The sequence below is a fragment of the Nonomuraea soli genome, from assembly GCF_013761175.1.
GTDB lineage: Bacteria > Actinomycetota > Actinomycetes > Streptosporangiales > Streptosporangiaceae > Nonomuraea > Nonomuraea soli.
On record NZ_JACDUR010000002.1, the window covers coordinates 135,956 to 149,003 of the forward strand.

11 protein-coding genes and 1 pseudogene are annotated in these 13,048 nt (G+C 70.9%); 9 read left to right on the forward strand and 3 right to left on the reverse strand.

The genetic code is table 11. The features are described from left to right. Nucleotides 1-37: 37 nt before the first annotated feature. A pseudogene (locus HNR30_RS07980) lies at nucleotides 38-846 on the forward strand (RNA polymerase sigma factor); the annotation flags it as partial. A gap of 6 nt (nucleotides 847-852) precedes the next feature. On the opposite strand, the gene HNR30_RS07985 reads toward HNR30_RS07980, so the two are convergent. Beyond that, nucleotides 853-1,383 carry a helix-turn-helix domain-containing protein gene (locus tag HNR30_RS07985; protein WP_181609107.1) on the reverse strand — a complete coding sequence of 177 codons (531 nt, stop codon included), beginning with the start codon at nucleotides 1,381-1,383 and terminating at the stop codon, nucleotides 853-855. 56 nt (nucleotides 1,384-1,439) lie between these two features. On the opposite strand from HNR30_RS07985, the gene HNR30_RS07990 reads away from it, so the two are divergent. Next, nucleotides 1,440-2,336: an alpha/beta fold hydrolase gene (locus tag HNR30_RS07990; RefSeq protein ID WP_181609108.1), complete on the forward strand. Its 897-nt coding sequence runs from the start codon at nucleotides 1,440-1,442 to the stop codon at nucleotides 2,334-2,336. 65 nt (nucleotides 2,337-2,401) lie between these two features. Here HNR30_RS07990 and HNR30_RS07995 read toward each other — a convergent pair whose 3' ends face one another. Beyond that, nucleotides 2,402-3,304: an alpha/beta hydrolase family protein gene (locus tag HNR30_RS07995; protein ID WP_246377925.1), complete on the reverse strand. Its 903-nt coding sequence runs from the start codon at nucleotides 3,302-3,304 to the stop codon at nucleotides 2,402-2,404. Nucleotides 3,305-3,340: 36 nt separating this feature from the next. On the opposite strand from HNR30_RS07995, the gene HNR30_RS08000 reads away from it, so the two are divergent. Beyond that, a complete protein-coding gene (locus HNR30_RS08000; protein ID WP_181609110.1) occupies nucleotides 3,341-3,871 on the forward strand; it encodes a helix-turn-helix domain-containing protein in 531 nt (176 codons plus the stop codon). Nucleotides 3,872-3,887: 16 nt separating this feature from the next. Here HNR30_RS08000 and HNR30_RS08005 read toward each other — a convergent pair whose 3' ends face one another. Further along, entirely contained in the window at nucleotides 3,888-5,666 is a 1,779-nt protein-coding gene (locus HNR30_RS08005; RefSeq protein ID WP_281389549.1) for an AfsR/SARP family transcriptional regulator, read from the reverse strand. A gap of 260 nt (nucleotides 5,667-5,926) precedes the next feature. Between HNR30_RS08005 and HNR30_RS50000 the strand changes: the two genes are divergently transcribed. Genes HNR30_RS50000 through HNR30_RS08035 form a run of 6 tightly spaced genes read left to right on the forward strand, consistent with a single transcriptional unit; the run spans nucleotide 5,927 to nucleotide 13,047 of the window. Next, complete coding sequence (locus HNR30_RS50000) at nucleotides 5,927-7,891, forward strand: Agd3-related carbohydrate deacetylase (protein ID WP_181609112.1); 1,965 nt, start codon at nucleotides 5,927-5,929, stop codon at nucleotides 7,889-7,891. After that, nucleotides 7,888-9,288 carry a GT4 family glycosyltransferase PelF gene (gene pelF, locus HNR30_RS50005; RefSeq protein ID WP_181609113.1) on the forward strand — a complete coding sequence of 467 codons (1,401 nt, stop codon included), beginning with the start codon at nucleotides 7,888-7,890 and terminating at the stop codon, nucleotides 9,286-9,288. The genes HNR30_RS50000 and pelF overlap by 4 nt, the downstream gene beginning before the upstream one ends. Next, nucleotides 9,285-10,676: a hypothetical protein gene (locus HNR30_RS08020; protein ID WP_181609114.1), complete on the forward strand. Its 1,392-nt coding sequence runs from the start codon at nucleotides 9,285-9,287 to the stop codon at nucleotides 10,674-10,676. Before pelF ends, HNR30_RS08020 begins: the two co-directional genes overlap by 4 nt. 13 nt (nucleotides 10,677-10,689) lie before the next feature. Beyond that, nucleotides 10,690-11,439, forward strand: a complete 750-nt coding sequence (locus tag HNR30_RS08025; protein ID WP_181609115.1) for a sugar phosphate nucleotidyltransferase — start codon at nucleotides 10,690-10,692, stop codon at nucleotides 11,437-11,439. Nucleotide 11,440: 1 nt separating this feature from the next. Next, the gene (locus HNR30_RS08030; RefSeq protein WP_181609116.1) at nucleotides 11,441-12,358 is read left to right on the forward strand and encodes a glycoside hydrolase family 191 protein; all 918 of its coding nucleotides are present in this window, start codon (nucleotides 11,441-11,443) and stop codon (nucleotides 12,356-12,358) included. Next, nucleotides 12,355-13,047, forward strand: coding sequence for a putative glycoside hydrolase (locus HNR30_RS08035; RefSeq protein ID WP_181609117.1), 693 nt, complete (start codon nucleotides 12,355-12,357; stop codon nucleotides 13,045-13,047). The genes HNR30_RS08030 and HNR30_RS08035 overlap by 4 nt, the downstream gene beginning before the upstream one ends. Nucleotide 13,048: the final 1 nt, after the last annotated feature.

The following is a 13,048-nucleotide window of genomic DNA, read 5'->3' on the forward strand; positions in this document are numbered from 1 at the left end:
ACGCACGGCCCCTGACCACCGGCAAGGAGATCGCGCGGCCTTCCTGGTGCCGGTCCCGACGATCCGGGCGCGCAGCACCCGCGGCAAGAAGACGATCGCCGCGGCGGGCGTCCCGTTCGAGCTGCCCCGGCCTCCGACCGCAAGGAACGGCTCGGCGGCGTCCTGAGCGTGCTCTACGTGATCTTCACCGAGGGTTCGACGGCCACGGCCGGCGAGCATCTCGTGCGCCACGACCTCGCCTACGAGGCGGTCAGGCTGGCCAGGATGCTGACCGCGCTGCTGCCCGCCGAGCCGGAGGCGCACGGGCTGCTGGCCCTGTTCGAGCTCACCGCGGCCCGTTTCCCGGCCCGCACCGGTCCCGACGGCGAGGCCGTCCTGCTGGAGGATCAGGACCGGCGGTTGTGGGACCGCTCGGCGATCCGCCGCGGCGAGGCCGCGCTCGGCCGCGCCGCCGCGCTCGGCCGGGGTCTGGGCCCGTACGGCCTGCAGGCGTCGATCGCCGCCTGCCACGCCAGAGCGGAATCGGTGAAGCGGACCGACTGGGAACGCATCGTGCTGCTGTACGAGGCGCTCGGCAGGGTGGCGCCCTCGCCGGTCGTCGAGCTCAACCGGGCGGTGGCGGTCGCGATGGCCGAGGGGCCGCTGCCCGCGCTGGAGATGGTGGAGGCGCTGGCGGCGGGCGGGCGCCTGTCGGGCTCGCATCTGCTGCCGAGCGTGCGGGGCGAGCTGCTGGCCCGGCTGGGCCGTACCGCCGAGGCCAGGCAGGAGCTGGAGCGGGCGGCCGGGATGTGCGGCAACGACCGCGAGCGCACGCTGCTGCTGCGCAAGGTGGACGCGCTCGGCTGAGCGCCGCTACTCGCGCCGCAGGGGGAAGATGATCGGGCTGAGCTGGTAGAGCCGCCGCCCTTCGCCCGGACCGTTGCGGGCGTGGGCGAGCACCGCCGGGATCACCGTCGCCAGCAGCCCGGCGAGCTCCTCCGGGTCGAGCCACAACGCGAGCTGCCGGTAGCCGACCGAGTCGGCGGCCGGGTCGGCGCCCTCCTGGTCGAGGTAGGCGTTGAAGTCCGCGATCAGGGCGGTCATCGCCAGCGCGAAGGTGCGCCGGTGGTCGTCGAGCGACATCGAGGCCGCCGCCTCCTGGCCGATCGAGGCGCGGTCGCGGTTGAGCCGGTAGCGCCGCTCGACCGCGCCGTGCACCCGCTGCTCGCCGTCGACCTCCAGTACCCCGCCCTCGGCCAGCAGGGCGACCTGGCGGTACAGGCTCGTCTTGGGCACGTCGGGCAGGCTCGCGCACAACTCGGTGGTGGTTCGCGTCCGGCCGGCGGACATGGCGTGCACGATGCGCATGCGAACGGGGTGCAGGAGCAGTTCCAGCAGGTCCATTCCCTGATATTCCCATATCTGGTACCGTTTCCAAGAATGGAAACGGTGGGATGGTCATGGATCACGAAGTGAACGGACGCCGCCTGTACATGCGGAGCGCGGGCGCAGGGGCTCCGTCCGTGGTGTTCCTGGCGGGGGCGGGCGCGGCCGGGCTCGACTACTGGGGGCTGCAGCAACGGGTCGCCGAGCTGACCACCGCCGTCGTCTACGACCGCTCCGGCACCGGCTGGAGCGATCGCTCCGCCGGGCGGCTGCCCGAGGCCGGTGAGACCGTCGACGAACTGCGCGAGCTGCTGCGGGTCGCGGGCGTCCCCGGGCCGTACGTGCTGGTCGGCCACTCGCTGGGCGCGCTGTTCGCGCGCCTCTACGCGATCCGCTTCCCCGGCGAGGTGGCGGGGCTGGTCCTCATGGATCCCGCCCACGAGGACTACGACACCTCCATGCCGCAGGAGCTCCAGGACCTGCGCGCCTCCTTCGACCCCGAGGCCATGGAACTGCCGGACGAACTGCCCGCCGAGATCATCGGCTTCTACCGCGACCTGTTCGGCCGCATGATGGCCGGCTGGCCCCCCGACGTGCGCGAGCCTCTCGTCGAGGCACATCTCGGCCGCGAGTGGCTATCGGACGGCTTCCGCGCGGTCAAGGCCGTCAAGGGGTACTACGACGAGGTCGGCAAGGCGGGCCCGCTGCCCGACCTGCCGCTCATCGTGCTGACCGCGACCGGCGTCGACGACTTCAAGCGCGCCGTGTCGGCGGGGGAGTCCGAGGCGCTCATGCTCGCCGAGATCGACGCCAAGCGACGGCTCTACGACGCGTTCGCCGCCTCCGTCCCCCGCGGCGAGAACCGGCCGGTTGCCGGGGCCGGTCACGCGTCGCTGCCCTGGCGCGGCGCCGGCGACGTCGTTCGTGCGATCCGTGACATCCTTACCCGCATTTCGGGTGGTGTCGGGTAAGGCAATTGACGGATTTATAGTGCTTTATCGCGCATTTTAACGACCGAGTAGCGTTCTGTATTCGCCTAAATGTTTTCCCGCAGCCACTCGGCGATGTCCTCGACGACAACGGGATCGACATGTTGGGCCGCGAGATAACTCTCCGGCGTGGAGGGTCCCTCTCCGGGAAAGAACAGATGGTCGTCGGCCTCGTACACGCGGATCGTGACGTCGGGCCGATGCCCGAGCCCCGCTCTCCACAACGACAGGTCGTCGGCGACGGTCACCTGGTAGTCGCGCCCGCCCTGCAGGATGAACATCGGCAGCTCCAGCGCGGACGCTGCGGCCACCGGATCGTAGTCGCGCACGTCGAGCCAGTACGAGCCCGGCAGCCCGAGCGGCAGGTCCCCGGCGGGCGTGGCTGCCGACAGGCCCGGGTCGTCGACGACGGCGGCCTGCCGGGCGACGGTCTCGGCCAGCTCCTTGACGGCGGGATCGTCGCCGAGCGAGGCCAGGTGGGACAGCACCCGCACCGCCGCCCGGTGCATGGGCTGCGCGTCGGCCGCCAGGGTCACCAGGCCGGCGACGCCCGGACGCGCGGCGGCCACCCGCGGCGCGATCTTCCCGCCCATGCTGTGCCCCACCACGAAGACCCGGCGGGCGTGCTCCTGCAGGAGGTCGAGCGCGGCCACGGCGTGCGGCACGTACTCCTCGGTCATGGTGAAGCCCGGCGAGGTCATCAGGGTGATGTCGAGGTGGGTCGCCTTGTCGAAACGCAGTACGGCGACGCCACGCGAGGCCAGCCCCCAGGCCAGGTCCCTGAGCGGCTTGTTCGGCCCGACGGTGGCGTCGCGGTCGAACGGCCCGCCGCCGCTGAGCAGCACGGCTCCGGCCCCGGCCGGGCCCGAGGACGGCAATGTGAGCGTTCCTGGCACGGCGAGCGGCCCGGCGTCCAGGACCACCTCTTGCTCGATCCATTCCTTTCTCATAGTTGAGAAAGGTAGCAGATGTGAGAACATAGAACCATGGACACCCTGGAGCTCCTGGCGCACCCGGTGCGGCTGCGGATCGTTCACGCCATGCGCGGTGACCGCCTCATGACCACGTCCGAGCTGGGCGAACGCATCCCCGACGTCTCCAAGGCGACGCTCTACCGTCACGTCGACCTGCTGGCGGCGGGCGGGATCCTGGAGGTGGCCGAGGAGCGCAGGGTGCGCGGCGCCGTGGAGCGGCAGTACCGCCTGCGCGAGGAGCGGGCGGTGATCGACGCCGAGGCCGTCGCCTCGATGACGAGCGACGACTACCGGCGCGGATTCGCCACCGCCATGGCGATCATGCAGGCCGAGTTCAACGCCTATCTCGAGCGCGAGGGCGCCGACCCGGCGGCCGACCTCGTCGGATACCGGCAGCACGCGGTCTGGCTCGACCCCGGCGAGGTGCGCGACCTCATCGCCGACCTGCGCGAGGTCATCGTGCCCCGGCTCGCGCACCCGGCCACCGCCGAACGCGGACGTTACCTCCTCAGCCCGATCCTGTTCCCGATGGAGCGGCCCTAGGCCTCGCCCCTGTGCCTCACCCCGCCGGTGAGCGGGCCAGCTGCTGGGCCGCGTACTGCCGCAACATCTCCAGCAGCCGGTACCGCGTGCCGTCCTGAGCCCGCTCCACGTACAGCAGCGAATGCTCGATGAAGATGCCCACGAGATCGCGCATACGCTCGGCCGTCACGCCCATCCCGCCCCTGGCCAGGGCCGTACGCGCGTCCTCCATCCTGAACGGCCTGGTGAACACCGACAGCTGGTCGAAGGCCCTCTGCTCCTCGCCGCTGAGCCGCGCGTAGCTCCACTCGATCGCCGCGCGCAGCGAGGCGTGCCGCGGCGTGTCGCCGCCGGACCTGGCCAGCAGGTCGAGCTGCCGGTCGAGCCGGACGGCGAGCTGCTCGACGGGGATCGACACGGTCAGCTGTCCGGCCAGCTCCAGGGCCAGCGGAATGCCGTCGACGGCCCGGCAGATGCGGGCCACCTCGGCGGCGTTGTGCTTGCACAGCGTGAACTCGCGGTCCACCGACGACGCCTGCTCGATGAACAGCTGGCCCGCGGGCGAGGAGCGCACGGCCTGCACGGTCTGCTCGTACGGCAGGGCGAGCGGCGCCACGCGCCAGACCGACTGACCCTCGGCGGGCAGGCGCTGCCGGCAGGTGGCCACGATGCGCAGCTCGGGCAGGGTGTGGTGGAGGTCGCGGGTGAGCGTGGCGAACTCCTGCCGCAGCGGGTCGCAGTTGTCGAGGATGAGCAGCGCGGGCGAGGCCGACAACCGCCACAGCAGCTCGGCCAGGGGCAGCGTGTTCCCGTCGCGGTCGGTGGCCGTCGCCCACAACGTCGGCGACGAGGGGGAGACGTTGGCCAGGTCGGCGGTCCAGATGCCGCCCGGATAGCTGAGGTGTTCGCGTTCGCCCAGCTCGCGGGCGAGCCTAGACTTGCCCACGCCGGGCGGCCCGACCAGGGTGACGAGCGGGGTGCGGCGGACCACCACCGACAGTTCGACCAGCTCGCGGGCGCGGCCGACGAATCCGGCCTGGAAGGGCGGGGCGGGTTCCCTCTCCGTCACGCGCGGCAGCAGCGAGGGGTCGCGGTTGAGGATGGCGTGCTCGAGGCGGCTCAGCTCGATGGAAGGTTCCAAACCGAGTTCGGTGCGGAGCAGATCGCGTCCTTCGCGGTAGATCTGCAGCGCCTCGGGCTGGCGCCCGTCGCGGTAGAGGGCGGTCATGAGCTGGGCCCGGAAACGTTCCTGGAGGGGGTACTCCTGGACGAGGCCGTGGATCTCGCCGATGAGGTCGGCATGGCGGCCCAGCGCCAGGTCGGCGTCGATGCGCAGGGCCAGCGCCCTGATCCGCTTCTCGGCGAGCCGTACCGCGACCTGCTGGAGCAGCGGCACCCCCTCCAGCCCGCTGAGCGCGGGCCCGCGCCACAGGTCGAGCGCGGAGCGCAGCAGGTCGCTGCCCCGGGTGGGGTCGCCGGTGTCGATGAAGCGCCTGGCCTCGCCCGCCAGCGCCTCGAACTGCCAGCTGTCGATGGTCTGCGGCGGGACGTGCAGGACGTAGCCGGGCGCCCGGTAGGTGATCTGGGCGGTGTCGCCGAGCAGGCGGCGCAGGCGGTGGATGTGGAGCCGCAGCCGGGTGGCGCTGCCCTCCTGGTGGTCGGGACCCCAGAGGGCGTCGACCAGAACATCGGTCGGAGTCAACTCGCCCACTCGACACAAAAGGATTGCGAGAAGAATGCTCTGTTTCACGGAACGTATGGGAATTAACGTCCCTTCGCGGACAACCTCAAGTCCTCCCAGAATGGAGAAGTTCATGAGTTCCTCCGCGGCGGATCCTCGGTGGGCGAGTCTACGATCAGCGTTGTGTGAAACGTAGGAGAAATCAAGAAGAAACGGCTCTAATTCAGACTCCCTCTGTTGGTCGAGGTCATCGATCAAGGGGTGGGAAAATGCGTAAGCGCACGTCGTTACTTAGATCGTTCCAAGCCCTCCTGGTGTTGCCGCTCCTGTTGACGGTGACCGGTGCCGGACAGCCGGAACCAGGGCACTCCCACGGCGATCCCGTCCGGGCTCGCGTGGCCCCCGACAGACCCGCCACGACGCCCGGCCGCCTCCCGATCAAGACGGGCAAGGTGAAGGTCGAGACGCAGCGAAAGGCCGCGGCGACCGCCCTGACCACCCCGGCCGCCACCGACCAGGTCGCCCTGCGCGCCCTGATCGTCGCCGTCGACGACGACGACTTCGGCCTGGCCACCTGGAAGGCCACGCTCGACCGCGTCGGCGCCTCGTACGACGTGATCAGGACGAGGACGGAGCCGCTGACCGGCGCCACCCTGATCCGGCCCGGCGGCGCCGGCAAGTACAACGCCATCCTGCTGACCAACCACTCGCAGCTCTACTTCGACGGCTCCGGTTACGTCAGCGGCCTGGACGGCACCGAGTGGAACACCCTGTGGGCCTACGAGCGCGACTACGCCGTGCGCCAGGTCTCCCTCTACACCAGCTACGGCACCTGGCCGGAGGACTACTGCCTGCGCGGCGTCAGCGAGGGCGGGGTCGAGGGCACGCCGCTGAACGCCACCCTCACGGCACAGGGCTCAGGCGTCTTCGGCTACGTCAAGCCGGCCGCGGTGATCCCGATCACCTACTCCTACGTCTACCGGACCTCCCTCCAGGCCGGCTGCGCCGCCGACCCCGTCCTGCAGTCGGGCGCGAACGTGCTCGGCGTGCGCTCCACCTCCGCCGACGGCCGCGAGCGGCTGGCACTGACCTTCACCTCCAACCAGTACCTGCTCCAGGCCAACCTGCTCGTGTACGGCGCGCTCCGTTGGGCCTCACGAGGGCTGTTCCTCGGCGAGCACCGCCGCTACCTGTCGGCCGACGTGGACGACTGGTTCAACCACACCGACCACCTCTACGCCAACGGCACCCTGGAGACCGACCCGGGCTACCGGCTGACCCGCGCGGACGCCGTACGGTCCTGGAACGCCCAGAACACCTTCCGCAACCGCCCGCTCACCTCCGACTTCCGGCTCAACCTCGCCTACAACGGCGAGGGCTACGACCCCCTGGCCCCCAACTCCTGCACCTCGACCAACCCCGACGGGCTGACCAGCTACTCGCGCTGCCGCGCCGCCGACTTCCGGTGGATCAACCACACCTTCACCCACCCGAAGATGAACTTCACCGACTACGCGACCAGCCACTACGAGATCACCCACAACACCACCGTCGGCCTGCCCGTCCCGGCGACCGTGCTGAAGACCGGGGAGTACTCCGGGCTGGGCGTCTACAACCCCGACCCGAACGACGACATCGGCCCGCCCACCGACTACGGCCTGGCCGCCTCGAACCAGAACCTGCTCCAGGCCGCCAAGGACGCCGGCGTGCTGTACCTGCACGGCAACATGTCGTTCGGCAGCCACCAGCCGGGCTGCTTCAACTGCGGCATCCACCACCCGCTCGAGCCGAGCCTGCTCATCGTGCCCGACTGGCCCACCAACGTGGCCTACCACGTGACCACGCCGGCCGAGGAGACGCTGTTCTACAACTCCTACTACGGCCCGAACGGCCGCTTCCCCTACTGGCCCGCCGACCAGACCTACACGCAGATACTCGGCCACGAGTCCGACGTGGCGCTGCAGCACGTCATGACCGGCTCGGTCTACGTGCACACCTTCCACCAGGGCAACCTGCGCGCCTACGAGAACAACCAGAAGAGCCTGGTCTTCGACTGGCTCAACAAGGTGCTCGACAAGTACGCCCTCTACTACAGCGCGCCGCTGCTGACACCCGCCTGGCCCGACCTGGCCGGCTACGTCGCCAGCCGCAACGCCCACTTCGCCGCGCTGTCGGCGGGCGCCGACGCCGTTCACGACCGGGCGGCGGGGACCGTCACCGTCACCTCCCCCTCCGCCGGGACCGTCTACCTGACCGGCGCCCAGGCCACCGGATACGCGAGCTACGGCGGGGACTCCATCTCCACCGTGACGCTGCCGGCCGCCACCCCCGTCACCGTCCCGGCGAGCGTGCTGCCGTGAAGGTGACCCTGGTGTCGGAGGGCACCTACCCCTTCGCCATGGGCGGTGTGAGCGTCTGGATGGACCAGCTCATCCGCGGCATGCCCGACTACGACTGGGACGTCGTGACGCTCACCGTCGACGGCAGCGAGCAGCCGATCTGGAGCGCCCCCGCCAACCTGCGCAACGTCGTCTCCATGCCGATCTGGGAGCCGGTTCCGCCACGGATCGCCAAGCCGTACGCGGGCGACGCCTTCCATCACATCTACGCCGACTTCCTGGAGGTCATGCTCACGCCCGCCGTCCTGGGCGAGGACAGCGACCGGTTCCTGTCGGTGCTGCACCGGCTGTTCTGCTACTCCAACGACGGCGGCGACCTGATCGGCGCCCTGTCGACCAACGAGTCGCTGACGCAGCTCATGGACGCCTGGTACTGGAACAGGGGCGACGGCATCAGCCTGCACGACGCGGTGATCGCCGCCCGGCTGATGGGCCGCATGCTGCGCCCGCTGACCGTGACCCCGGTCGAGACCGACATCGTGCACCTGGCCATGAACGGCGTGAGCGCCCTCATCGGCATGGCCGCCAAGTGGCGGCACGGCACCCCGATCGTGCTGTCGGAGCACGGGGTGTGGCTGCGCGAGAGATACCTGCAGTACCTGGCCGAGCCCGTCTCCCACGGGATCAGGGTGCTGCTGCTCGGCTTCTACCGGCGGCTCGTCGGGGCGGCCTACCAGGTGGCCGACCGGATCGCGCCGCACTCGTCGTACAACAGCCGCTGGCAGCTGCGCAACGGTGCCGACCTGGCCAGGATCCGCACGATGTACAACGGCGTCGACCCGGTGGACTTCCCCGTCGCCCAGGGCGAGCCGCACGAGCCGACCATCGTGTTCATGGGCCGCATCGACCCGCTCAAGGATCTGCACACCCTGATCCGCGCCTTCGCCCTGGTCCACAGGGAGCTGCCCGAGGCCAGGCTGCGCATGTTCGGCGGCTATCCCGAGGGCGACGTCTACGCGCGCAGCTGCGCCGAGCTGATCGGGGAACTGGGCCTGTCGGGGGTGGCCACGCTGGCGGGCCGCGTCGACCACCCGGTGGACGCCTACCACGCCGGCAGCCTGGTCGTGCTGACCAGCATCTCCGAGGGCTTCCCCTACACGATTGTGGAGGCCATGGCCTGCGGCAGGCCCGTGGTGGCCACCAACGTGGGCGGGCTGGCCGAGGCGGTGGGGGAGGCCGGGCTGATCGTCTCGCCCCGCGACCCGCAGGGTGTGGCGGAGGCCTGCCTCACGCTGCTGCGCGACCCCGAGCTGCGGGCCAAGCTCGGACAGGCCGCCCGCGAGCGCATGCTGGAGCGCTTCACGCTGGAGAAGTCGCTCGACGACTACCGCCGCGTCTACCGGGAGCTGGTCCCATGACGGCGCTCACCGATGACCTGGCCTCCGTCGACGACCTGGTGCGGCGCATGCTGCCGCGGATCGAGTGGGCCGTCGAGCCCCTGCAGGTGGCGGCGGCGCTGGAGTCGGACGGCGTGACCGACAGGATCGCGCGCGACAGCTACGGCTTCAACGACGTCTTCGAGCTGGCCCAGGCCGCGTTCGCGCGGCTGCCCGCCGTGGTCGCCGGTCCCGTCGTCCCCGACGCCGCTCCCCGTCAGGCCAGGCCGTTCGCGCAGATGGCGCACGGGCTGCTGTACGCCATGCCCGCCGCGCTGCTGCCCGCCGCGTCGGCGCTGGTGGGCGTGCGCTACCTGATGCCCGGCCTGGTGCTGACCACGGCCGTCGGGTGGATCTGGGGCAGCACGGGAGCCAGGGCGGCCTACGGGCTGCTCGGCAGGGGACGGCCCGCGGCGGCGGGGCGGGCGTTACGGATCACCATGCTGGGCGGGGTCGCCGCCGCGATGGTCATGATCGGCTCCCTGGCCGTGTGGTACGGGGGCGGCGCCGGGCTGATCGTGCTCTGCATGGGGCAGATGGCCTTCCAGATGGCCTCCGCCGTGCTGCTGTTCTACCGGGCCGAGATCCGCCTGGCCGTCCTCATGGCCCCCGGCGTGATCGCGGGCGTGGCCTACCTCGCCCTCTCGGGACCGCGCGCCGCGCTGGCGGCGGTGGGACTGGGCATCTGCTCGATCACCGGGATCTTCGTCGCCGCCCTGGTCATGACCCGCCGCGCCGGGGACGACGCCACGGCGGGACGGCCCCTGGCCGGGGCCGACCTGGCCGCGATGCTGCTGCCGCTGGTCTACAGCATGGCCTCGGCGGTCTTCCTGCTCCAGGCCGAGGCCAGGTACGTGCTCGACCGGGCCGACATCGCCATCGCCGGCGTGCCGCTGGTGCTGGGGATGGGCATCCTGGAGTACCGGACCCACCGGTTCGAGGACGACGCGCGGGCGCTGATGGGACGGGTCAGGTATCCCCGCCAGTTCGTCCTGCGCAGCCGGAGGCTGCTCAGACGCGGGCTGCTGAAATGCCTGGGAGCGCTCGGCGCGCTCGCCGCGCTGCTGCTGGCCGTACTGTCGCGGGCCGATCCCGTGGCGCCGGAGGTGGCGCTCATGGCGGTGGCCCACGTGGTCGTCGGCGGTGCCTACTTCCTGTCGTTCGTCCTGGCCAACCAGGGCAAGATCCGGCAGCTCTGCGTGGCCCAGGGACTGGCCCTCGCAGCGCATCCGGGGGTGTGGCTGGTCCTGCCGGCCGCGCGCACCTCGCTCGCGGACATCGCCGTGTTCCTCGGCGCGAGCGTGCTGTTCCTGCTCATCCTGCTGGGATTCGCCCTGGCGAGTCTGCGGCACGTCCAGCAATACGGCTAACAGGAGGCACCTCATGCACGTGGTCATCCTCGCGGGAGGGCGGGGTGTACGGCTGCGCCCATACACCTCCGCGCTGCCCAAGCCGCTGGTCCCCATCGGCGAGGAATACGCGATCCTCGACATCATCCTGCAGCAGCTGCGGGCCTACGGGTTCACCCGCGCCACCCTGGCCGTCGGCCACCTCAGCCCGCTCATCAGGGCGTTCGTGGGCGACGGCTCGCGCTGGAGCATCGACGTCGACTACACGGAGGAGTCCGCGCCGCTGTCGACGATCGGCCCGCTGTTCGCCATCCGCGACCGGCTGCCCGAGCACTTCCTGGTCATGAACGGCGACGTGCTGACGACCCTCAACTACGCCGAGGTGCTGGACCACCACCTCGGCTCGGGCGCGCCGCTGACGGTGGCCACCGCCCCGCGCATCGTCAAGGTCGACTTCGGGGTCCTGGAGACCCACCAGGGGAAGATCACCGCCTTCCGCGAGAAGCCACTGCTGAGCTACCTGGTCAGCATGGGCGTCTACGGGCTGTCCAGGCAGACGATCGCCTCGTACCCGGAGGGCATGCCGCTCGGCTTCGACGAGCTCGTGCTCGACCTGATGGCAGCCGGCGACCCGCCGCGGGTGTTCGAGTACGACGGCTACTGGCTCGACATCGGGCGCCCCGACGACTACGACGAGGCCAACCAGCGCTTCGAGGAGATCCGCACCCTGCTGATCCCGGCGCCGCAACCCCGGCGCCACCCGGCCACACGAGGAACCAGGTGAGATGAGAGCGGGTTCGGTGACCGCGGGCGTGCTGGCCCTCGCGATGATGTCATGCTCCACCGGCCCGGCCGTGCCGCCGGTGCCGCCCGTGCCGCCGCCACCGGCCCTGGACTCCGTGACGTCCTTCGCCTACCAGCTCCAGGGGTACGGGAGCGGGTGGCTGGAGGAGCTCGAACGTTCGGGCCACCAGCTCGCGATCATCGACCTGTCCCGCGACGGGAGCACGCGCGGCCACTTCGGCGCGGACGAGGTGGGCCGGCTGCGCGGCTCGGCCAAGCTGGTGCTGGCCTACTTCGAGATCGGCTCCATCGAGGAGTTCCGTCACGAGTGGCCGGGCGTGCGCGACTCCGGGCTGGTGCTCAACCGCTGGCAGGACTGGCCCGACGAGCACTTCGTCCGCTACTGGGAGAACCTGTGGTGGGAGAGCGTCGTCAGGCCGCGCGTCGACCAGGCCATCGCGGCCGGGTTCGACGGCGTCTACCTCGACACGCCCCTCGCCTACGAGGAGCTCGACCTGAAGCTGGTGCGCGGCGAGACCCGCGAGAGCCTGGGCCGCCGGATGGCGGACCTCATCATCAGGATCAGCGTCTACGCCAAGGCCCGCAGGCCGGGCATGCTGATCGTCCCGCAGAACTCGCCCGAGCTGCGGCACTTCTCCGGCTACACCGAGGCCATCGACGGGATCGGCATGGAGGAGCTGTTCTTCCAGGCCACCGACCGGCGCTGCGTCGAGGACTGGTGCGAGGAGAACCTCGCCGAGGCCCTCGCGCTGCGGCGCCGGGGCAAGGCCGTGCTCGCCACGGACTACGCCGTCCGGCCGGAGAACGTGCGCTCGGCGCGGGCCCTCTACCGGAAGTACGGCTTCGCGGGCAACGTCACGGTGCTCGCCCTGGACCGGATCAGCGAGGAACACGGATGACGGAGCCCATCGGTTTCTACTACGGCGCCGACCGGCTGGAGAGCCTGGCGCGATTCGAGATGGTCGTCCTGCAGGCCGGCTTCTACAGCCCGGGCGAGCTGGCGTGGCTGCGCTCGCGCGGCGTGCGGCCCCTGGGCTACCTCACCCTGTCGGAGGATCCGGGGCCGCAGGCGCCCTGGCACCGGCAGGAGCGCAACCCCGACTGGGGAGGCGCCTACGTCCACGTCGGCGACCCGCGCTGGGCCGCGCACGTGATCGGGCAGGCGCGCAGGGCCATGGAGGCCGGGTTCGCCGGGCTCTTCCTCGACACGCTCAACCTGGAGTACACCTACCCGGAGGACCTGCCCCACCTGCTCACCCTCATCGCGGCGATCAGGGAGGAGGCCAGGCCCGACTACCTGCTGGCCAACCGGGGGTTCGCCCTGCTGCCCAGGCTGGCCGAGCTGGTCGACGGGGTGCTGTTCGAGTCGTTCTCGGCCCGCTGGACCGACAAGGAGCACTACGCGCCCTGGCCCGACGACGTGCTGGAGACGCACGCGTCGATCGCCGAGAAGCTGCTGCAGCTCGACGTCGACGTCTACGCGCTCGACTACGCCGACAGCCGCGAGCTGGCGGAGTTCGCGCACCGCAGGGCGCGGGAGTTCGGCCTGCTGTGCTTCGTCAGCGATCGCGCCCTGTCACGGATCTAGC

What these genes read in the sequence shown, in the direction of transcription:
- HNR30_RS07985 (WP_181609107.1), bottom strand. Translation starts at nt 1,383, where the DNA reads ATGGACCTGCTGGAACTGCTCCTGCACCCCGTTCGCATGCGCATCGTG.
- HNR30_RS07990 (WP_181609108.1), top strand. Translation starts at nt 1,440, where the DNA reads ATGGATCACGAAGTGAACGGACGCCGCCTGTACATGCGGAGCGCGGGC.
- HNR30_RS07995 (WP_246377925.1), bottom strand. Translation starts at nt 3,304, where the DNA reads ATGAGAAAGGAATGGATCGAGCAAGAGGTGGTCCTGGACGCCGGGCCG.
- HNR30_RS08000 (WP_181609110.1), top strand. Translation starts at nt 3,341, where the DNA reads ATGGACACCCTGGAGCTCCTGGCGCACCCGGTGCGGCTGCGGATCGTT.
- HNR30_RS08005 (WP_281389549.1), bottom strand. Translation starts at nt 5,666, where the DNA reads ATGAACTTCTCCATTCTGGGAGGACTTGAGGTTGTCCGCGAAGGGACG.
- HNR30_RS08020 (WP_181609114.1), top strand. Translation starts at nt 9,285, where the DNA reads ATGACGGCGCTCACCGATGACCTGGCCTCCGTCGACGACCTGGTGCGG.
- HNR30_RS08025 (WP_181609115.1), top strand. Translation starts at nt 10,690, where the DNA reads ATGCACGTGGTCATCCTCGCGGGAGGGCGGGGTGTACGGCTGCGCCCA.
- HNR30_RS08030 (WP_181609116.1), top strand. Translation starts at nt 11,441, where the DNA reads ATGAGAGCGGGTTCGGTGACCGCGGGCGTGCTGGCCCTCGCGATGATG.
- HNR30_RS08035 (WP_181609117.1), top strand. Translation starts at nt 12,355, where the DNA reads ATGACGGAGCCCATCGGTTTCTACTACGGCGCCGACCGGCTGGAGAGC.